Source organism: Tatumella ptyseos (assembly GCF_030552895.1).
GTDB lineage: Bacteria > Pseudomonadota > Gammaproteobacteria > Enterobacterales > Enterobacteriaceae > Rosenbergiella > Rosenbergiella ptyseos_A.
The window spans coordinates 1,772,197-1,793,122 of sequence record NZ_CP130649.1 but is presented as its reverse complement, the minus strand read 5'-3'; the positions used below and the strand labels follow the sequence as shown (position 1 = coordinate 1,793,122).

General features: G+C 45.7%; 19 protein-coding genes, 1 tRNA gene and 1 pseudogene. 12 read left to right on the top strand and 9 right to left on the bottom strand.

All coding sequences use genetic code 11. The annotated features are described in order from the left end of the window. The 5 genes and pseudogenes from efeO to QJR74_RS08460 all read right to left on the bottom strand — a co-directional run bounded on the left by efeO (position 1) and on the right by QJR74_RS08460 (position 5,085). Complete coding sequence (gene efeO, locus QJR74_RS08480) at positions 1-1,206, bottom strand: iron uptake system protein EfeO (protein ID WP_304371433.1); 1,206 nt, start codon at positions 1,204-1,206, stop codon at positions 1-3. 27 nt (positions 1,207-1,233) lie between these two features. Next, positions 1,234-2,754 (bottom strand): iron uptake transporter permease EfeU, encoded by a 1,521-nt coding sequence (efeU, locus tag QJR74_RS08475; RefSeq protein ID WP_304371432.1) that lies wholly within the window; start codon positions 2,752-2,754, stop codon positions 1,234-1,236. A gap of 183 nt (positions 2,755-2,937) precedes the next feature. Beyond that, a pseudogene (locus QJR74_RS08470) lies at positions 2,938-3,763 on the bottom strand (MBL fold metallo-hydrolase). Positions 3,764-3,930: 167 nt separating this feature from the next. Beyond that, positions 3,931-4,698, bottom strand: coding sequence for an SDR family oxidoreductase (locus tag QJR74_RS08465; RefSeq protein ID WP_304371431.1), 768 nt, complete (start codon positions 4,696-4,698; stop codon positions 3,931-3,933). Positions 4,699-4,707: 9 nt separating this feature from the next. Continuing rightward, positions 4,708-5,085 (bottom strand): heme-binding protein, encoded by a 378-nt coding sequence (locus tag QJR74_RS08460; RefSeq protein WP_304371430.1) that lies wholly within the window; start codon positions 5,083-5,085, stop codon positions 4,708-4,710. A 678-nt stretch (positions 5,086-5,763) separates the two neighbouring features. On the opposite strand from QJR74_RS08460, the gene phoH reads away from it, so the two are divergent. The 3 genes from phoH to QJR74_RS08445 all read left to right on the top strand — a co-directional run bounded on the left by phoH (position 5,764) and on the right by QJR74_RS08445 (position 8,153). Then, positions 5,764-6,552, top strand: a complete 789-nt coding sequence (gene phoH, locus QJR74_RS08455) for a phosphate starvation-inducible protein PhoH (RefSeq protein ID WP_304371429.1) — start codon at positions 5,764-5,766, stop codon at positions 6,550-6,552. 62 nt (positions 6,553-6,614) lie between these two features. Continuing rightward, complete coding sequence (locus QJR74_RS08450; RefSeq protein WP_304371428.1) at positions 6,615-7,097, top strand: GNAT family N-acetyltransferase; 483 nt, start codon at positions 6,615-6,617, stop codon at positions 7,095-7,097. An 18-nt stretch (positions 7,098-7,115) separates the two neighbouring features. Then, entirely contained in the window at positions 7,116-8,153 is a 1,038-nt protein-coding gene (locus tag QJR74_RS08445) for an NAD(P)H-dependent flavin oxidoreductase (RefSeq protein ID WP_304371427.1), read from the top strand. Between the two features lie 5 nt (positions 8,154-8,158). On the opposite strand, the gene umuC is transcribed toward QJR74_RS08445, so the two are convergent. From umuC to msrA, 4 genes are all read right to left on the bottom strand, one after another. Continuing rightward, a complete protein-coding gene (umuC, locus tag QJR74_RS08440) occupies positions 8,159-9,421 on the bottom strand; it encodes a translesion error-prone DNA polymerase V subunit UmuC (protein ID WP_304371426.1) in 1,263 nt (420 codons plus the stop codon). Next, complete coding sequence (umuD, locus tag QJR74_RS08435) at positions 9,421-9,843, bottom strand: translesion error-prone DNA polymerase V autoproteolytic subunit (RefSeq protein WP_304371425.1); 423 nt, start codon at positions 9,841-9,843, stop codon at positions 9,421-9,423. The genes umuC and umuD overlap by 1 nt, the downstream gene beginning before the upstream one ends. Before the next feature lie 238 nt (positions 9,844-10,081). Continuing rightward, a tRNA-Ser gene (locus QJR74_RS08430) sits at positions 10,082-10,169 on the bottom strand. Positions 10,170-10,307: 138 nt separating this feature from the next. Beyond that, the gene (gene msrA / locus QJR74_RS08425; RefSeq protein ID WP_304371424.1) at positions 10,308-10,841 is read right to left on the bottom strand and encodes a peptide-methionine (S)-S-oxide reductase MsrA; all 534 of its coding nucleotides are present in this window, start codon (positions 10,839-10,841) and stop codon (positions 10,308-10,310) included. Positions 10,842-11,121: 280 nt separating this feature from the next. On the opposite strand from msrA, the gene otsB reads away from it, so the two are divergent. The 9 genes from otsB (at position 11,122) to QJR74_RS08380 (ending at position 20,878) form a co-directional block, all read left to right on the top strand. Continuing rightward, positions 11,122-11,895 carry a trehalose-phosphatase gene (otsB, locus tag QJR74_RS08420; RefSeq protein ID WP_304371423.1) on the top strand — a complete coding sequence of 258 codons (774 nt, stop codon included), beginning with the start codon at positions 11,122-11,124 and terminating at the stop codon, positions 11,893-11,895. Beyond that, positions 11,888-13,267, top strand: coding sequence for an alpha,alpha-trehalose-phosphate synthase (gene otsA / locus QJR74_RS08415; protein ID WP_304371422.1), 1,380 nt, complete (start codon positions 11,888-11,890; stop codon positions 13,265-13,267). Before otsB ends, otsA begins: the two co-directional genes overlap by 8 nt. A 558-nt stretch (positions 13,268-13,825) precedes the next feature. Beyond that, positions 13,826-14,164, top strand: a complete 339-nt coding sequence (gene flhD / locus QJR74_RS08410; protein ID WP_304371421.1) for a flagellar transcriptional regulator FlhD — start codon at positions 13,826-13,828, stop codon at positions 14,162-14,164. A gap of 10 nt (positions 14,165-14,174) precedes the next feature. Beyond that, positions 14,175-14,759, top strand: coding sequence for a flagellar transcriptional regulator FlhC (flhC, locus tag QJR74_RS08405; RefSeq protein WP_304371420.1), 585 nt, complete (start codon positions 14,175-14,177; stop codon positions 14,757-14,759). 85 nt (positions 14,760-14,844) lie between these two features. Beyond that, the gene (gene motA, locus QJR74_RS08400) at positions 14,845-15,732 is read left to right on the top strand and encodes a flagellar motor stator protein MotA (RefSeq protein WP_304371419.1); all 888 of its coding nucleotides are present in this window, start codon (positions 14,845-14,847) and stop codon (positions 15,730-15,732) included. Beyond that, complete coding sequence (gene motB, locus QJR74_RS08395) at positions 15,729-16,673, top strand: flagellar motor protein MotB (protein ID WP_304371418.1); 945 nt, start codon at positions 15,729-15,731, stop codon at positions 16,671-16,673. The genes motA and motB overlap by 4 nt, the downstream gene beginning before the upstream one ends. 3 nt (positions 16,674-16,676) lie before the next feature. After that, positions 16,677-18,650 carry a chemotaxis protein CheA gene (gene cheA, locus QJR74_RS08390; RefSeq protein ID WP_304371417.1) on the top strand — a complete coding sequence of 658 codons (1,974 nt, stop codon included), beginning with the start codon at positions 16,677-16,679 and terminating at the stop codon, positions 18,648-18,650. A 2-nt stretch (positions 18,651-18,652) separates the two neighbouring features. After that, positions 18,653-19,132, top strand: coding sequence for a chemotaxis protein CheW (gene cheW, locus QJR74_RS08385; RefSeq protein ID WP_304371416.1), 480 nt, complete (start codon positions 18,653-18,655; stop codon positions 19,130-19,132). 78 nt (positions 19,133-19,210) lie between these two features. Next, complete coding sequence (locus QJR74_RS08380; protein ID WP_304371415.1) at positions 19,211-20,878, top strand: methyl-accepting chemotaxis protein; 1,668 nt, start codon at positions 19,211-19,213, stop codon at positions 20,876-20,878. Positions 20,879-20,926: the final 48 nt, after the last annotated feature.

Genomic DNA, 20,926 nt, shown 5'->3' with positions numbered 1-20,926 from the left:
TTAGGCTCCCGCATGGGTAGCAACTTTCTCAGCTATATGGGAAAGCGGCTCTTGTAGGGCTTGTATTGTACGGCTTAATTTTGCCGCATTTTCTGCTTTCAGCGCACTCGTATAAGAACGATAGCCGCCTAGGCTTTTACTGTCTCGGTATTGATCAAGTAATTTACGTACCGCGGTGAATTGCTCGCTAACCTGTTGGGTCAACGCTGGATCGATTTTCGCCAATCCAGGCTGTAAATAGGCAAAGGCTTGCATCGCTCCTTCAACGTTTCCTGCAAAGTCGACTAAATCGATATGACTGTAAGCTTCTTCCTCACCATTGATTTTGGTGTTTTGAACTTCTTCGAGAAGATCTGCTGCACCATTGGCTAAATCTTCCGGTTTATAGGTAAGGCCTTTCACTTGTTTATTTAATTCAGCAACGTGCGTCACTAAGCCTTGGGCGGTTTGCTTTGTTTTCTTGTCGATCTTTCCTTTTTCGAACAGATCGCGCTCAATAGCATGGAAGCCATGCCAGCCGACTGCTGGGTCGAGATTAGAAGCACGCATATCGATCAGGTAGTCTAGGTTGCCGGCATTGTCCGTCGCTTTGTAGCCTTGTAATAAGAAGCCATCCACGTCAGATTCAATCCGCTCGTAGAAAGGACGAGCTTGTGCGTAGGCAATTTTCGCTTGCTCAAGCTGCCCGGCATTGATAGCTTTTTGGAGTTTCGCTACGGCGTTCACCATCCCCGCAACAGTACTTTCTACATAACGACCATAGCCGTCTGTTCCCTGTTTTAATAGGGCGCTGATGCTATCGGAGGATTGCGCGCTACGTTGGCCATTAACGGTAAAGTTAACGAGTTCTTTTGCTGCGCCTGGGCAATAAAGTTGATAATTCCCGCCTTCCAGATTCAAGGTAAATTTCACTGCCGGTAGGCCGGGGGCGAGATTCTCTTTCTCACCTAAAATACGGTTGTTACTGAGCAGTTCAATCTCAGTGATTGCTGTAGCCGTTTTATTCACGATATTGAAGGTAACTGGACCTGCATTAACCTTGTCCGTATCGAGTTGGCATTGTCCGCCGTTATCGCCGGTTAGCGTAATATTCACCTGAGTGACGGCGGGTGTCGAGGCTGCATAGGAGGTGCCAACGCTCAGTAGAAGCAATGTAAGCGCGCTCATTTTGAGAGCGGGGTGACGTAAGAGTTGCTGTTTCATCATGGTCTTTATCTCATTATAGGTTTGGCGTTAGGAATGACGCTTTTTTTTACTACCCACGCTCAGCGCTAATGCACCGAGACTGATTAAGATTAATACAATAGGTAACTTATGCTGCAGGAAATCGTAGAGGTTCTCTGTCTCTTGATAAGCGGTCAACGCTTGGTTTACCTGCCGTTGCCAGGCTGCGCTTGTCTGCCATGGACAGCCTACGACAGCGGGGGATAACGTCACACTCAGTAATCTGGGCGATGACAAGCCACTCCCCCTTAAGGTTAATAGGCTATTTTCTGTGCTGTGTGCCGCGATAATCTCTCCCTGCTGCAGGGTCAGCGTGATCTGACAACTCAATTGCCACTGGCTCTGATAGGGCCCAGGGTGCTGTTGAGGATGCAGACCAGGCGGAACCCGCTGGTGATAGAGCGTAATGACTTGGTCCAGCGAGAGTTGAGTGGGGGCATCAGGCCATTGGCGCTTAAGTGTAATTATTTTCTCTTCCGGCACGGGTGCGACAGGCGGTGCACTGAACGGAATAAAGCGAGTAGATTGGTCGTTGAGGGTTAATTCCAATCCATCTGCTTTGCGTGTTAGCGTGCCGATAGGCAGTTCTTTGGTCGCTTGCTGACTCACCAGTGGCAGAGAGGGGGATAACTGGAATGGAGGAGGGGACAGCAGCTTCGCACAGAAAAATGCCCCGACGAGGGTGATGAAACTTACGCTTTGCAATAAGCGGTAAGCGACCTTCGGACTTGGCTTAAAGCGTTGCGGCCAGGCCAAGACGACGAGAAATAGGACGAGATAGCTTAGCCAGCCTAATACCTCTGCGCCACGAGGGTCGGCAGGGATCCCCATTACCCCAGTGATTAGCGCGGCACGAATCGATCCGGCAGGGAGTAACCAGTACAGGTCTAATACTTTGTGCTGGCCAATGAGTAGCCAACCTGCTTCATGGGCGCTGCGTAGAGCCGAGACCACTAACCCAGCCGCGACAAAAATTAAAAAAATACCAGTAATTTTAAAGAAACGTCCAAGATTAAGACGTATCCCCCCTCGATAAATTCCCCATCCAATCACCAGCGCCAATACCAAGCCAACCACTGCACCGACAGTGGCCCAGATTGATGATTGGGCAGCGGAGAAGGTCGCCAACATAAAGACGCTGGTCTCAAACCCTTCTTTAAGGACGGCTAAAAAAGCCATGGAGGGTAAGGCCCAACGGCTTGAGTGGCGTAAGGCTAGGCTTGCCTCACTCTCGAGTTGATGTTTCAGTTGTGGTGCATGTTGCTGCATCCAGATAATCATACTGCTGACGAAGATCACGGCGATGGTACCGATTATTGCCTCCATCGCTTCTTGTTCGGCTTGAGGGAGAGCCCGTTCAGTCAAACTGAGTCCGACTCCTACCACGATGGAAAGTAATACGGCGGCGACAACCCCCCACCACATGGGCGCTAAGGGTTGCTGATTTTTTCGTAAAAAGGTCGCGATGATACTGACGATTAGAACGGCTTCTAACCCTTCACGTAACGCGATAACCAAGGTGGCTAGCACGGTCACTGTCTCTAAGTAAATTAATGTAAATAGGAATAGTTAGTAATATCATTTCTATTAAGGTCTGTAAAAGATTTCCGACTTGTTACCTGATTCAATAACGCGATTTTTCGTATCAGAATATGTCGCTTGAGTGGTAGAGAATGGCGGGTGAGGTGCCACCCAGCCAGGTCATCGAGTGGCTTAATACGAGCGCTTTCCGTCGTTTGACGATGAGGCAGTGGATGCTAGGCAGGCAAGGTATTTATCGCTCGACTGTCTTACAATATCGTCCCCCCGCTGTAGAATATCTTGTCCGCTAAAGGCACCATAGATTTTGCTGAAACCTAAAGTGGCTAAGCGATCGCTGATTGAGCGGACACTCTGGGCGGGTAGTGGTAGTAGGTTAGGATAGCTCCACATAAAAGAGACTGCATCGGCACCAGGGGTAACTTGAATGATATCTCCGACTAACAGTACTCCTCCATCGGTTGACCAATGTAATACGCTTCCTCCCGCAAAGTGGCCTCCCAAACGTAATAAACGTATTTGGGGGCTAAGTGATAAGCTCTCTCCCTCCCATAGTCTAATTGCAGGGGAGCTACGCATAATCCATTGTTGATCATCGCTGTGCAGATAGATTGGGGCATTGAATTCAGCGGCCCAGTCTTGCATAGCGGTGTAGTAATGGGGGTGAGATAAGGCGATGTAACCCCCCTAGAGAGTGGACTAGGGCTTTAGTCGCTTCATCAAGACAAGCAATACAGTCCTATAAAATATTCGCTTCCGGAGTTTGGAGAATAAACGCGCGTTGACCGATGGCAAACTCCGGAACGGTTTGTAGACTAAAGAGTTTGGGTTGATGCAGCGTCCAGTGGTAACGGTGAGTAGCGACAAGTCGGTCGCGTTCTATCCATTGTTGGCCTTTTACTGGCACATATTGACGTTCGTCCAAACAGATTTTACAGCTATTCGGGGCCGTCGCGTCGACAGAGTAGGACGTCCCACAAGCATTGCACAAGGTAATCATTAACCTCTCCCATTAAGCAGTTCATGTCATCATGCTACGAGGATTGTTATTAATGATTTGTTACTAAGAGGGTGACAGTGAATGAAATAACCACCGCAAAGCGCTAATGGGTTATAAATTAGAGGATAACTCAATAAAAAATCCCCCCATTAGCGGGATTGAGAGACTTATTTTTCCCAGTCTTGGCGTTGTTGGGTTTTAATAATCTCAATAAATTCTTCTGGGAAGACATTTCTAAACTTCGCTTTATCATCAACGATCACATCACACATTGCAGAGATATCTTGGTTTTCATCATACTGATGTAAATCAAAGCGTAAATCATTATGGTTAATATGGTTTTCTTGAAGTGAAGCCCAATTTTTTGATGCTTCCATAATTCTATCGTTAAACCCTGTGAGATAGGGACCAGGGTTGATGGTTGAAACGCTGATACCGAAGTCTTTTAGTTCAGAATGGAACGACTCGGCAACGGCTTCCAGTGCATGTTTTGATGCACAATAAGCTCCCGCTAATTCAGGGGTTATCAACCCACCGATGGAAGAGATAAAGACTACCCGACCTGAGGAATTTCTTTTAATTAAGCTATCAGCAAAGCGTTTTGCTAGTTCAGTGGTCGCAAAGAAATTCACTTCAAATTGCTTTCTTAGAATAGCTTGCGGCATATCGATTAGCGCACCGCCTTCACCAATTCCCGCATTATTAACGATAATGTCAGCCTGCTGCGCGATAGCATAATCAATATCCTCAGCGACACAGATATCTACCTTTATTACATTAATAGATAAATTATTTTTTGTGGCCTCTTCTCTTAATGGACGCATTTGACTCGGTGATTCAACGGCTGCAATAACGTCATAACCTCTTCTAGCCAGTTCAAATGAAAACAGTTTTCCAAATCCACTTCCTGCACCAGTAATAAGAACCTTTTTCATTGTGACCTCCTATAATAGGGATGAGATGTTAAGAGCGATCTCTTTATCGAGATCGGGATTATTTGTTGAAACGCCTAGGTAATAACGCTCGCCAGAGGTCTTCTGGTAAACTATCCCCCCAGCCAGAAAGCAATATTCCTCACCAATCAAATTTTGTTGCCCGATAGAGATTAATGACTGATATATCACATCGCTGTCATGGTTAAATTTATATGCTGTTTCTGCTTTCTTTATGCTTAATCTATAACTCGCTTTAGCGACATCCCCTGATTTTATACAGGCCAAGATATCCCCATTTTCGTTGATAACTGTGACATATAGCCCTAGCTGATACTCTGTTGCGACGGCATGAAGACCAGTTAGTACGCCAGCGGTTATTGATGTCATTATTATCCTCGAATACTGATTCATCGATACCCCGTGAAGAGGTTAGGCTATTCACTGTTATTGGCTGACGTTTTATTGAGTAAACGAAGAAGATAAAGGGTAACGTCAAACAACGTAGTAAATAATAACTTATCAAAATATAACTTACAATAAAATAACTTATATAATATTAAGTTATTTTATAAGTTATTAATAATCAAGGTCTTATTTAGGTATTAGGTACTGGTGGATAAGGGTGAATAGTATTTGTATGCTTGGTCACACTGTAAAAAAACTTCATAAGTAGTATTTGAGTCATTACTCGGTGATTATCACAAAAATGTCATTTTTGAATGTTAAATGTAATAAGTGTTGATTTGTTCTATAGTTTATAGAGATGATGTCTAGGCAGCATCGTTCTATCATAACAACCGTTGGGGAATCGCGAATGAGACGACCAGAGGCAGTGGGTAAACGACTTTTTTCACACTGTACTGCGTGTCTATCCCTCACTACGCTTTTCTCCTATTCTCCACCTCTAACCGCGATCTGCTCGCTTAAGCAGTGGTCTTGCATCAATGTACGTCATCGACTTCTAATCTCAGGCAGTAAGGCTCTTAAGGAAGCTAACCTCTAAAGCGTTCAACTATACGTCACCATTGGGTAGACGGTAACTGAAACCAACAGCAAGGTGCCATCATGGGAAGACAAAAAGCAGTAGTCAAAGCACGTCGTGAAGCAAAACGGGTTCTTCGCAGTGATGCGCGTAGCCATCGTTCACGCGAAGAAGAATCAGTCTCCTCTTTAGTTCATATGAGTGGCCTTGATGCCATTGGCATGGCACGGGATACCCGTGATCGCCAACCGATCGTCGCGCGTAATGCGTCACAAGCTCATTATCTGCAGGCGATAACTGCCAAGTCGTTAATTTTCGCTACCGGCGAGGCGGGGTGTGGTAAAACGTGGATTAGCGCAGCGAAAGCTGCAGAAGCCTTAATCAATAAAGATATAGAGCGTATCATTGTGACTCGCCCTGTATTACAAGCCGATGAAGACTTGGGTTTCCTCCCTGGCGATATTTCTGAAAAATTTGCTCCTTACTTTCGCCCGGTCTATGACGTATTAGTCAAACGCTTGGGTTCCTCCTTCATGCACTACTGTTTGCGCCCTGAAATTGCGAAAGTAGAAATTGCTCCTTTCGCTTACATGCGGGGGAGAACGTTCGAAAATGCCTTCGTGATCCTTGATGAAGCACAGAACGTCACCGCCTCGCAAATGAAAATGTTTCTCACTCGGTTAGGGGAAAACGTAACTGTGATTGTTAACGGTGATATTACCCAATGCGACCTTCCAGCAGGCGTTAAGTCTGGGCTTGCCGATGCGATGCAGCGTTTTTCTGATGATGAGGTAGTTGGGGTGGTACGCTTTGGAGCAGAAGACTGTGTTCGCTCAGAACTCTGTCAACGCACACTGCTTGCCTATCAATAATAAGTTATGTTGTCGACCGCCCAGTAGGGCGGTTTTTTATTGGTCGTTATCGAGGGAGAGGCATGACAATAAGGATTAGAAGAGCGCGGGGGGACGAGGCCGAGGTCTGTTGGCGTATCCGTAATCTAGCGCTAGTTGCACAGTGCCAAGCCTGCTACCCCTTATCTGCCATCACCGCGTGGACGCCAGAGGTAATGCCTAGTGATTATCGACAGGCGATATTGCACAATCCCTTTTATGTTGCAGAGAAAGAGCAAGGTCGGCTGCTAGCGACAGGATATTTGGATATCAAGACGCAGCGTGTTGAAGCGATGTTTACCTTGCCTGAAGCAATGGGGCAAGGGCTCGCTTCACGCATTATGACGCGTATAAAGCAAGAGGCGCTAGTGCAAGGCGTAGAAACTATTGCCCTCTCTTCTACCCCTAATGCTGAGGGGTTTTATCTTAAACAAGGTTTTCTACGCGTGCGCAATGATACCCACTATTCGCCTGCCGCCAACTATACTTTCGACTGTATCGAGATGCTTTACCGGCGAGATCAGTAAGCTATACAAGGACTCAGTATGTCGTTACTCACTCAGTTAGGCGTACGTTATCCGATTTTTTTAGCGCCGATGGCTGGCATAACCACACCGCTATTGGCCAGCCGGGTCTCTGAGGCGGGAGGGCTTGGTGCCTTAGGGCTAGGTGCTTGTGATGCTTTTCAGGCTGAGGCCGCAATCAGGGGGACGCAACAGCTGACCAGTCAGCCTTTTCAGGTCAACTTCTTTTGTCACCGTTCCGTACCCTTGGATCCGGTTAAAAGCCGAGCATGGTGCCAGTACCTTTCAGCGCATTTTACGCAATTTGAGCAGGCTGTGCCTTCGCAGCTTGTTGCCCCTTATGCTTCCTTTGCTGACTCGCCTGAGTTACTCGATGTCATCCTCGCCACCCGCCCAGCAGTCGTCAGTTTTCACTTTGGTCTACCACCTAAGTCTATCCTGCAAGCCTTACAGCATGCGAAAATCCCTTATTGGGTGAGTGTGACACGGCTCAGTGAGGCACTCTATGCCCAACAGCAGGGGTGCTCAGCGATTATTGCGCAAGGGATCGAAGCGGGAGGGCACCGTGCGACTTTCGACCCGCTTTGTGATGCGGGACTGAGTACTCAGCAGTTATTACAGCAATTAGCGCCACAGGTCTCGCTACCTATTATTAGCGCAGGGGGCGTAATGACGGGAGGACAAATTAATGAGCTGTTAGCCCAAGGGGCGAGTGCTGCACAATTGGGGACTGCATTTATTACCTGCCAAGAGTCTGCCGCGAGCGACTCGCTAAGACAACGTTTAGCCACGGCGACCGGGACGCAAATTACGGATGTCATTTCTGGGCGACCTGCTCGCGGGGTTATAGGGCGTTGGCAGCAAGATATTGACAGCCCGCTACGTCCTCCCCATGCGGACTATCCTTATAGTTACGCTCTTGCCAAGCAATTGGATAAGGTCGCCAGTGCGCAAGGCGTCGCCGATTACCAAGTGTGTTGGGCGGGGACGGGCGTAACGGCATTACGGCCCTTAGAGGCGATGCCGCTCATGAAGACGCTCATCACTGAATTGCAGTAGACGCCTTACTTTACCCAAGGTAAATCTTGGTAACGGGTCGTATAGGCAGGGGATAATTTCTCTCGCTTCATCGCCCACGATTTTTGAATTCCTTGCCCTGCAAACCAAATCGTTCCTCTGCCACTTTGATTGATCCCATCAACAACGTGCATTAATGCGTCGCTGTTAGCGTGAGGGGCTAGCGGATCAAAAAGATTAAGCTGCGCCACACCTTGCTGAAAAAAATCGCCTAAGATAATCCCTGCCTTCATATAGCGTGGGCCTTCGCGCCAAATTTGATCGAGTAGATAAAGGGCTAGTCGTACGATATCGCGCGTATCTTGAGAAGGCGTGAGGAGTTGACCGGTAAGTTGATTCGCATAATAAATTTCGCCGACAGCATGCGGACTGGTACGGATAAAAACGCCTACTTGGCGACAATACTGTTTTTCAATACGTAATTTTTCGGCAGCCCGGACGGCATAATTACAGACCGCTTCACGCATCTGGCGGTAGTCGGTAATACGCTGAGAAAATGAGCGGGAACAGAGTATCTGCTGCTTTACCGGTGCAAACTCCTCTAGGGCTAAGCATGGCTCGCCGCGTAATTCGCGTACTGTTCGTTCAACAATGACCGAAAAAGATTTACGGATAAACTGGGTATCTTGTTTGGCAAGATCGGCGGCAGTATAAACGCCGAGCTGTTGAAGTTTTTTACTCAATCGACGGCCAATGCCCCAGACTTCTTCTACCGGCACCAGCGGCAGTAATTTGTTTTGTCGGAGTGGCGAGGAGAGATCAACCACACCTGCGGTTTTTACCCATTTTTTTGCGGCATAATTGGCGAGCTTCGCCAGTGTCTTAGTGGGCGCAATGCCGACACCGACCATCAGATGTGCTTCATTTTTAATACGTTGTCGTACCTGTTGGCCGTACTGCTCTAGCGAGCCATATGCCGCCATACCAGTAAGGTTAAGAAAGGCCTCATCGATTGAATAAATTTCGACATGCGGGGCCATCTCCTCCAATAGCGTCATCACGCGATGGCTCATGTCCGCATATAAGGCGTAATTAGAGCTAAAGACCGCTATTTTTTGAGGAAAGGTTTGCTGTGTAAGTTTGAAATAGGGTTCACCCATTCGAATGTTCAGTGCTTTGGCCTCTGCGGAGCGAGCGATAACACAACCATCATTATTGCTTAGTACGACCACTGGTTTACCGCGAAGATCGGGACGAAAGATCGTTTCGCAGGAAGCATAGAACGAGTTGACATCAACTAACGCAAACATTAGGGATTCAGCGTTTTGATAACATGCTTTACGACACCAAAAATTTCGAATTGGTCGGCATCATCAATAGGAATAGCGGCATAAGCTGTATTTAATGGTAGGAGGTGCAGAGTGGGCTTTAGCATCAGCTGCTTAACGGTAAACTCTCCGGCTAAAGAGGCAACGATAATATCGCCCTGTTTCGCGGTCAAGGCGCTATCGACCACCAGCATATCTCCCTCACTGATCCCGCCATCAATCATTGAGTCACCGCTCACTTTAACAAAATAGGTCGCGCTGGGGTGGCTGATAAGAAGTTGGTTAAGGTCGATACGTTGCTCAACGTAGTCCAGAGCAGGGGAGGGGAAGCCGCAAGGAATACGACTAATAAACAAAGGTAGCTCAAGGAGCGCACGAATACGTGCAGGTTGATAACATAACATTGTCATCGCCTCTCAGATTAATACTGTAAATATATACAGTATCTGTATTTTACTGAAAGGTGCAAGTCCCAAACGCGTAGATTTGCATAACCCTATGATGGAAAGCGTTATTTAGGAAATATGGGGCGCGGAAGAAAGAAATTAAGTCAAAAAAAACCCAGTGCCAATAGCACTGGGTTTCGTCATTAGCATGGAAGTGCTAATGGGAAAAGAGTTATAGTCACTCTTTTACAGAATATGGCGGTGAGGGAGGGATTCGAACCCTCGATACGTTGCCGTATACACACTTTCCAGGCGTGCTCCTTCAGCCACTCGGACACCTCACCAAATTGTTTGTTAAGCTTTGCAGCGCTAACGGGGCGCTACTATAGGGAGTCGCCCCGCAACGGTCAAGTACTATTTCACGCTTTTTACTTATCCGCTCAAGAGCTGAGCGACTCGGCGGAATGTCGTGCTTTTTCAGCTTAATCCTTAACCCGATCTGCAAATTTCTTACGTAACTTCTGTAGCTTAGGTGGAATCACTGCCATACAGAAACCATTGTTTGCTCCTACGCGATCCCAATAATCTTGATGATAATCTTCAGCAGGGTACCACAGGGTAAAGGTTTCAATCGTGGTGACTATGGGTTGCGAGTGATCCTGCTGGGCCAGTTTGATCGCTTGTTCAGCGGTCTGTCGTTGTGCAGCATCCAGAGGAAAAATAGCGGAACGGTATTGCGTACCGATATCGTTACCTTGGCGGTTAAGCTGGGTTGGATCGTGGGTAGCAAAACTCACCGCGAGGAGATCGGCATAACTAATCTGCTCAGGATCAAAACCAATACGAATGGCTTCTGCATGGCCAGTCGACCCGCTACAGACTTGTTCATACGTTGGATCCGCTGACGCGCCACCGGTATAACCACTTTCGACAGACGACACCCCTTTCAAGCTTTGAAAGACGGCTTCCGTACACCAGAAACAGCCGCCTGCAATAATTGCATATTCAGTTGCCATATAGACCTCATTATTAACGTCATTTTTCATCCCCCTAGAGTAGCGGAATGTCTTCACGGTGACCATGAGCAGATTGTGCAGTCGGAGCCGTTCTTGCCCTATTAATTAGGTAACTTTCTGATTCGCCGCGCAATCGTCGAGATTGAGTCTATACTTAGTAACATTAATGAATCACATAATATTCTTAATTATTACATTTTTATAACTGAGTGAGAGGCGTTGATCCCACATAACAAGTAGGCTCTTCACCGCGATGCGCAACCAAAGAAAGCGAGTATTTATGAATGAACTGCGGCAACGATGCCGACAAAATCACTACGCATTTTTTTTTGATATCGATGGTACGCTAGCTGACCTTCAAGCGACACCAGAAGCCGTATCAATACCGTCTTCGGCAGTGGCTGATCTTAAACAATTAACCCAACAGTCAGGGGGAGCCATCGCTTTTGTTTCAGGGCGACCGTTAAGCCAAATTGATGCGTTAACCTACCCACTGCACGGGGCGGCGGCAGGTATCCACGGCGCCGAAATCCGCACACTCAACGGTGAACTGACGATAACGCATGTCGATGCGCAGCAGCTTGGCGACATTGAACAGTACTTATCACGGGAAATTACGTCGCTGGCGGGCGTACGTTTAGAAGAGAAAGGCATTGCGTTTGCCTTACATTACCGACAAGCGCCTAACGCGCAGGCGGCATTGCAGCAATTGGCCAAGAATATCGTGGAGCGTTACCCCGATTTTAAAGTCCAAGCAGGAAAGTGTGTGTGGGAGATCAAACCGCGTGCCTGTGATAAAGGTAAGGCGATAAATTTCCTTATGCAAACCCCTCCCTTTAAAGGCCGCATTCCAGTTTTTTTGGGCGACGATATCACGGACGAAGCCGGCTTCCAGTATGTGAACCAGCAACATGGGATTTCTATTAAAATTGGTAGTGGTGAGAGCGAAGCGATCCACCGATTACCCAACGTGATAGCCCTGCACCAGTGGTTAGATGATTTAGCCAACAATAATATTGATCTAGATAAAATGAGGAGTGTACAGCATGGGTAGATTAGTGGTTGTCTCCAACCGTATCGCACTCCCTGATAACAGTAAAAATGGAGCCGGTGGATTAGCCGTCGGATTATTGGATGCTCTACAAGAGCAGGGCGGACTCTGGTTCGGATGGAACGGAGAAATCAGTAAAATTACGGGGGAGGAGGAGCCTCTACAGATCGAGCAAGAGAAAAATATCACCTATGCCGCCTGCTCACTGACCCAAAATGATTACGACCTGTATTATAGCCAATTCTCGAATACCGTGATCTGGCCTGCTTTTCATTATCGCCTCGATCTCGTCGAATATCAGCGTGAGGCATGGGAAGGCTACTTACATGTCAACGAACTACTCGCAGCTAAACTTTCTCCACTGCTGCAACAAGATGATGTGGTGTGGGTGCATGACTACCATTTATTACCTTTTGCGGCGGCGCTACGTCAGCAGGGTAGCTCACATCCACTCGGATTTTTCTTGCATATTCCCTTCCCAGCCCCTGAAGTGTTGATGGCGCTACCGGACTACCAAGAAATCTTACGATTAATGACCGCCTATAATTTACTAGGCTTTCAAACAGAACGTGATGCGAAAGCGTTTTTAGCTGCGATTGGCCATGAGACGGAGTTGGTGACGCTAGAAGAGGGCGTTTATCAAGCTTATGGTAACACCTTCCATGTCCACGATTATCCAATTGGCATTGACCCCGAGAGCATTCGTAAATTAGCAGAAGGTCCACTTCCGCCGAAAATGCAGGCTATTCGACAAGAGCTCGGTGATGCCAAAAATATCATTGCCTGCGAGCGCTTAGATTATTCAAAAGGGATCCCAGAGCGGTTTCTTGCTTATGAAAGTTTCCTAGAAAAATACCCCGAGCACCGCGGAAATATCCGCTACACGCAGATCGCGCCGACCTCGCGCGGTGAGGTGCAAGCCTACCAAGCGATACGTCATCAGCTCGAAACGGAAGCAGGCAGAATAAATGGGAAATACGGCACGATGAGCTGGACGCCCCTCTATTACCTAAACCAGCACTTTGATCGCCGTCTATTAATGAAAATTTTCCGGCTGACAGATATTGCGCTGATTACGCCGCTACGCGATGGGATGAATTTGGTTGCCAAAGAGTACTTGGCTGCGCAAGACCCGTCTAACCCTGGTGTACTGATCCTATCGAAATTCGCTGGGGCAGCCTGTGAGCTGACCGAATCATTATTGGTGAATCCCTATGATCGCGATGAGGTGGCGAAGGCCATTTTACATGCGACGACCATGAGTAAAGAAGAGCGCGTTCGGCGGCACGCAATCATGATGGAGACTCTCAGCCATCAAACTATTACTCGTTGGCGCGAAACCTTTTTAGACGATCTCTACAAAATAGGGCGTTAACGAATTGCCATCTCCTATCACTGCGGTGATAGGAGATTCCGCTCTAATATGAAAAAATCTTAATATTCCCCCTATAAAATTATAAGGATTTTAACTTTTATTTTATGGTTTTTTTTTAGATATCACGTCCTAACCTTGCTCCTTAAAAAAACATGGGTCAATATTCCCATCAATGAATTGAACAGGAGCAGAAATATCACTTAGCTTATACTATTGATTACTTTATGTTTGTTAATTACTATTTTAATCTCGCAGATTGTGGTGTTTTATTTTATATATATTCAAGCTATTTTAATATAAGTAATATAAAAATGATCAGATATCTTTTACTGATGATTTAATTTCTACTCTGCTTTTAATATAACTCCATCTCGTGAACTTTAATGCCATTCTTAATCTATATGATCTAAATCAATATGAAACTTAAATGTTTAATAATGTGTATTGTGAAATTATTGATAACAAGGTAACTTCTAATAATATTATAAAGACCAATAAAATATCTTTATACTACCAGCCTGTATTTTATTTATTATTAGATAATTATTTGAGGAAAATATGGATAATTCAGATATTGTCAAACAAATCTATGGGATCAATTTATCATATCTTCTCTTAGCGCAAAGAATGCTTAAAGAAGATAAATATTCAGCATTTTATCGGCTTGGAATGGAAGGAGAGTTAGCTGAAAAAATAATGGGACTAAGTCTACATGAATTAGTCAAACTTGCCGAAACAAACCAACTTATATGTAAGTTTCGATTTGAGAAAATAGAAGTGGTTGAAAAACTGACGCAAGATTCTCGAGTCGATGACCTACAGCAGATCCACACAGGTATTATGCTAGCCAGTAATTTATTAAATGCGCGTAGTAATAATAAAAGAATAAGACAATAGTGGGGATATCATGAAAGAAAAAAGCGTACTCAGAGAGGGGCACGATATTCGTGTTGCAATGGAATTAATCAGATTGGGGGCAAGATTACAGCTACTGGAGAATGAGACGGTATTAAGTCGCGGACGTTTAATAAGATTATACAAGGAGATTAAGGGGACTCCCCCTCCTAAGGGTATGCTGCCTTTCTCAACGGACTGGTTTATGACGTGGGAACACAATATTCACGCCACCGTTTTTTATCATGCATGGCAATTTCTACGCAATCAGACTGAGAAGTCGGATGTTGACTGCCTTATCTTAGCTTATCGTCTCTATCTAGAGCAGTGTCCTGCCGATGAGGAAGGTGATGAACCGCTACTAGGATTAACTCGTGCATGGACGTTAATCCGTTTTGCGGAGAGCGGAATGATTGAACTATCCGCCTGCCGACAGTGCCAAGGGCAGTTTATTAATCATGCTCATCAACCAAAAGGAAGCTTTGTGTGTAGTCTTTGCCAGCCACCTTCTAGAGCAATAAAAAAACGTAAACTTTGTTATTCAGAAGCCGATAAAGGGTATGAAGAGAGTAAAGGGTTACGTTATGGAATATTATGAATAATTAAATTTACTTTTCAGCAATATCTCTATCAGTAACTCCTTTATTTCATATATCAGGGATGTGCCTTGTTAGGGAGTGACTGTGTTTATAATTATTGGCTATATTATAGTGACTGCATCGATCCTCGGTGGCTACGCGATGGTAGGTGGCCATATGGGAGCATTATATCAACCTTCAGAATTGGTGATAATTGGCGGTGCCGGTATTGGGGCTTTATTTGTTGGGAATAATGGTAAAGCCTTAAAAAAGACAATGGCGTCAATACCGATATTATTTCGTGGTTCAAACTATACTAAAAGTCATTATCTTTCACTGATGAGTCTATTATTCAATATTATGTCTAAATCGAGACAGCAAGGGCTGTTATCCATAGAGAAAGATATTGAAGATCCAAGTGCCAGTGATATTTTCAATCAATATCCCAAGCTGACAGCTGATTTATTATTAATGCATTTCCTGACCGACTATTTGCGATTGATGATTAGTGGGAATATGAGTGCCTTAGAAATTGAATCGCTGATGGATGAAGAGATTGAAACCTGTGAGCATGAAAGCGATATACCTGCACAAAGTATCGCTGCAGTCGGAGACGCGTTACCTGCCTTTGGTATTGTGGCTGCGGTGATGGGGGTGGTCCATGCCTTAGCCTCAGCAGATAGACCTCCGGCAGAACTCGGCGAACTGATTGCTCACGCGATGGTGGGGACCTTTTTAGGGATATTACTTTCTTACGGCTTTGTCTCGCCTCTTGCAACGGTACTGCGTCAAAAGTCGGCAGAAAAAATCAAAATGTTGCAGTGTATTAAAGTGACGCTATTGGCCAATTTACATGGCTATGCCCCGCAAGTCGCGGTGGAATTCGGTCGTAAAGTTTTATATACCACCGAACGTCCCGCTTTCACAGAGCTTGAAGATTTTGTACGTAATAATAAACCTGGGAATCGTAGCGCGGAGACTAGTGAAGAATGAAGGACTCTAGGCCTCCCATTATTGTTATTAAAAAGAAGAAGAAGCACGCACGGCATGATAGTCATGGTGCATGGAAGATTGCGTACGCAGACTTTATGACTGCCATGATGGCTTTCTTTATGGTGATGTGGTTGATCTCCATTGCCGACCCACAAAAATTAGAATCACTCGCCGACTATTTTCGCATGCCCTTACGGGTAGCGCTTGCGCCCGGAAAACACCAAAGTGATGCGACAACGGTTATTCCAGGTGGCGAAGCTGGACAAAAAAAGGAGTCTACTGAAAGTTACCCCAATCCTTCGATCGGTCGTAAAGATAAGGACCGTGACCGCAAAGCCTTACAGGGAATTAAACATAAAATAGAGCAACTCTTGTTGACTGATCCAAGATTGAAATCCTTACGTCCACACCTCTTCCTCACCATGATCAATCGCGGATTACGCATACAAATTGTGGATAGTCAGCAGAGGCCAATGTTTCTCAAGGGAAGTGCGAATATTGAACCTTATATGGCAGAAATTCTACATGCACTAGCCCCTATCCTTAATGATGTGCCGAATAAAATGAGTATTGCCGGTCATACTGATAATTCGCCTTATGCAACGGGAGATCATGGTTTTAGTAACTGGGAATTATCGACCCAACGGGCGAATTCATCTCGGCGTGAACTGGTCAAAGCCGGATTAGTTGAAGGGAAGGTGCTGAGAATTATCGGGATGTCAGACACCATGAATATGAAAGGGGTGGCTTCCGATGCACCAGAGAATCGCCGTATCAGTTTGTTGATCTTAACGCATGATGCTGAAGACGAAGTGGAGAAAGAAAACCATGAAGGACAAGCGCTGATCATCACTGCCGCAGGCGAACTGCAACCTGTGATAGCGCCATCGCTCAACGGGCAGGCTCAAAAAAACGAACAGCCGACGGAAAGGAAAGAGTAAAGAATGGATATCTCTGATTTTTCTCAGACATTTTTTGATGAAGCAGATGAATTATTGGCGGATATGGAACAGCATCTGCTGGCGCTCGACCCAGCCAATCCCGATTCAGAGCAACTTAATGCCATCTTTCGGGCAGCTCATTCCATTAAAGGAGGAGCAGGGACCTTTGGCTTTAGTATTCTGCAAGAAACCACTCATATTTTGGAAAATATTCTTGATAACGCGAGACGGGGAGAATTGTCGTTAACCAGTCAGCTCATCGATCTCTTTCTGGAAACCAAAGATATTATGCAAGAGCAACTCAATGCTTATAAAAGCTCAACACCACCCGATGAGGATACTTTTCAGCATATTTGCGACATGTTGCGTAAGATCGCGCTGAATCAATCACCAGAGGTCGAAGAAAAACCGCTCGTTAATGATGAGGTGAACCCCGATCGTTCTCTATCGGCCGAGCAAAGGGTACGAATAAGACTTACCCGTTTGAAACCGTCAGAGATTGAATTGCTACTGCAAGAAATTAATCATCTTGGCACCGTCACGCTACTCGATCGGGATGCGCAGAGTTTGGATCTCGAGGTAAAGGGGGTGAGTCGAGAGGCGCTTATTGCCGTGCTCTGCTTTATCATAGATGAGGATCAAATTAGTTTTCCCACACTAGACAGCGCAGCATCGGTACCCAAGGAGGAACCCAGTGTTGAAAGGGAGGCTATCCCACCGCCAACGCCAACGCCTGCTCCGGTGACTAAACCCGCCACGGCCACGACTAAGACACCAGATAGTGGCAGTATTCGGGTCGCTGTAGAAAAAGTGGATCAACTTATTAACTTAGTCGGAGAGTTGGTCATTACGCAGTCTATGCTTTTGCAGCACGTTTCTGAATTAGAGCCCACACTCCACGGCGCATTATTTAATACCGTTAATCAACTTGAGCGTAATGCTCGGGATTTACAAGAGTCGGTGATGTCGATACGGATGATGCCGATGGAATATGTCTTCAGTCGCTTCCCAAGGCTGGTCCGAGATCTTGCCGCAAAACTTGGCAAAAAAGTGGAGCTAACGTTACAGGGCGGATCAACAGAATTAGATAAAAGTTTGATTGAGCGAATCATCGACCCCTTAACCCATCTGGTTCGCAACAGTCTCGATCACGGTGTGGAATCGACAGAAAAGCGTCTTGCAGCGGGTAAATCAGCGGAGGGAAATCTCGTACTATCCGCAGAACATCGCGGTGGCAGTATCTGTATCGAGGTGACTGATGACGGTGCAGGGTTAAACCTTGAGAGAATTTATCAAAAAGCCTTAAGTTCAGGTATTGCCGTGCATGAATCGATGAGCCCAGAGGATATTGCGCAGCTAATTTTCGCCCCAGGTTTTTCAACCGCAGAGCAAGTCACGGATGTCTCGGGTCGCGGTGTGGGAATGGATGTCGTTAAACGGAATATTCAAGACATGGGGGGTCATGTCGACATTGCAACCCAACCAGGAAAAGGGACGACGATTCGTATTTTATTACCGCTAACATTAGCCATATTAGATGGTATGTCAGTCAAAAGCGGTAATGAGGTATTTATTGTCCCAGTGAATGCTGTGATGGAATCATTACAACCTCGGCAGAGCGAATTAAAGTATTTAGCCGGGGGGGAATGTGTATTGGAGGTGAGGGGGGAATACCTTCCGTTGATATCACTCGCTAGAATCTTCGATATTGAGGGGGCCAGAGAAGATCCTACAAAGGGTATTGTGATTATTTTACAAAACGCGGGTAAACGCTTTGCACTATTGGTCGATTATTTAATGGGACAGCATCAAGTTGTGGTGAAAAACTTAGAAAGTAACTATCGACGGGTACAAGGTATTTCTGCAGCGACCATTATGGGTGATGGAAGTGTCGCTTTTATTGTCGACATCCCGGTCTTACAAGCCATTAATCGTGAAAAAGTTTCATTACAGAGTGAAGTTAATATTCAGGGATAGCTATGGAAAGTAAAAATGAAGAGGGTCAGAGCCAAGAGTATCTTATTTTTACCTTAGGGAAGGAAGAATATGGAATTGATATCTTAAAAGTTCAGGAAATAAGAGGGTACGATCAAGTCACACGAATAGCAAATACCCCTACCTTTATTAAAGGTGTAACAAATTTACGTGGCGTTATTGTACCGATTATTGACTTAAGAATTAAGTTTGCTCAAGAAAATATTGCTTACAACGATAATACAGTTGTGATTGTGCTGAATTTAGCGGAGCGCATTGTCGGGATAGTGGTTGATGGCGTCTCCGATGTGCTTGCGCTGACACCGGAAGATATTCGTGCCGCCCCGGAATTTAGCGTGACCTTGTCGACGGAGTACCTGACTGGGCTGGGCGCACGTGGCGAAAGAATGTTGATTCTCGTTGATATTATGAAATTACTTAATAGTGAAGAGATGGCTTTAGTCGATCGACTGCATGCCGGATAAAGCGTTTTCGTCACCATTATCAAGAAAAGGATGCCATTACCGATAAGGTAATTCTCTACAAGGACAATAGGGGACCCTATGTTACGTAAGCTTAAAGTTGTTACGAGTCTATTATTAATTCTGAGTATTATGGGAGTGCTACAGATTGTAAGTAGTGCGCTTTTTCTACAAATGTCGAAAGGTAATCAAACGATATTTTCGCAAAATCAAAAGTTGAGAGTTCAACAGCAAAGTATCTCCGATGCCACCTCTTATTTATTAGAGGCCCGCTCGAATATTAACTTTGGGATGATTTATTCATTACAAAGCGCTAAAGAAGAAGGGTTTGATGAGAAAATAAAGAAATTTTTAAGTAGTGCGGAAGAGAATATTCAGCAAGCAGACGATGAGTACAAGATATTCTGGAATACCTTCAGCGATAAAGAAAGAGAGGAGGCAAAGCTTGATGCGATGGGACGCGCCTTTATCGATTATCGTAACGGACTGAATACGTTATTAGCCTTGCTTCGTGAGGGGAAAGTTAAAGAGTTTATGACAACTCCTGTTATGGATAAGCAAAAAACTTTCGATAGCAAAATGAATGATTGGTATAGCAAAAATGAGAAAGAGGTAGAAATTGGTATTGACCATAGCCGGGAACAATATGACCAAGCATTAATTTTAACTGCGGTATTTATTGTAATAACTTTATTTGTCATTTTCCTCGCTTGGATTGGTATTCATCGTGTATTACTCAAGCCGTTACATGCTTGTATTCATCATATACAAAATGTTGCGCGAGGGGATTTGACCCAATCTATAGAAGTGGTGAGTAAAAACGAAATGGGAGAATTACTGACCACGGTAAAACATATGCAGGATGAGCTGAAACATACTGTCGGATTAGTAAGGGATAGTTCTGAGTCAATTTTCAGTGGCGCCAGCGAAATTGCCAATGGAAGTAATGACCTTTCTGCAAGGACAGAGCAGCAAGCCGCGTCTTTAGAAGAGACCGCTTCCAGTATGGAGCAATTAACCGCGACGGTGAAACAGAATGCTGAGAACGCTCGTCAAGCCTCGCAATTAGCGTTAAATGCGTCAGAAACAGCACGTCATGGCGGTAACGTCGTCGATAACGTGGTGACCACCATGAAAGATATTGCCGATAGTTCAAAGAAAATTTCAGATATCACCAGCGTCATTGATGGGATTGCCTTCCAGACCAATATTCTCGCGCTAAATGCTGCTGTAGAAGCTGCGCGTGCTGGCGAGCAGGGACGCGGTTTTGCGGTGGTTGCAGGAGAGGTTCGTAATCTTGCTCAGCGCAGTGCCCAAGCAGCCAAAGAGATTAAAATCTTAATCGAGGACTCGGTCAATCGAATCGATTCAGGTTCACAATTGGTTGAGAATGCGGGCATCACCATGGGTGAAATCGTCAATGCCGTGACGCGTGTTACCGACATTATGGGAGAGATTGCCTCAGCCTCCGAAGAGCAAAGTCGTGGTATCGATCTGGTGAGCACCGCGGTGACTGAAATGGATCAAGTTACTCAACAAAATGCCACCTTAGTAGAAGAATCCGCTACAGCAGCCGCGACCTTGGAGGAGCAAGCGGGATTACTTAAACAAGCGGTAGCAGTGTTCCGTGTGGGTCATGCTTCGGCCTCTTTGCCGGTAACGCTTTCAAAACCAAAATATGTCTCTGCTACCACAAATGCGAGCAGTAGTGGGCCAATGCCAACTAATAACGACTGGGAAACGTTTTAATACGGATAGTCAACGGGGAGAACCTCTGTCAGGGGCTCCTCGCTGAGT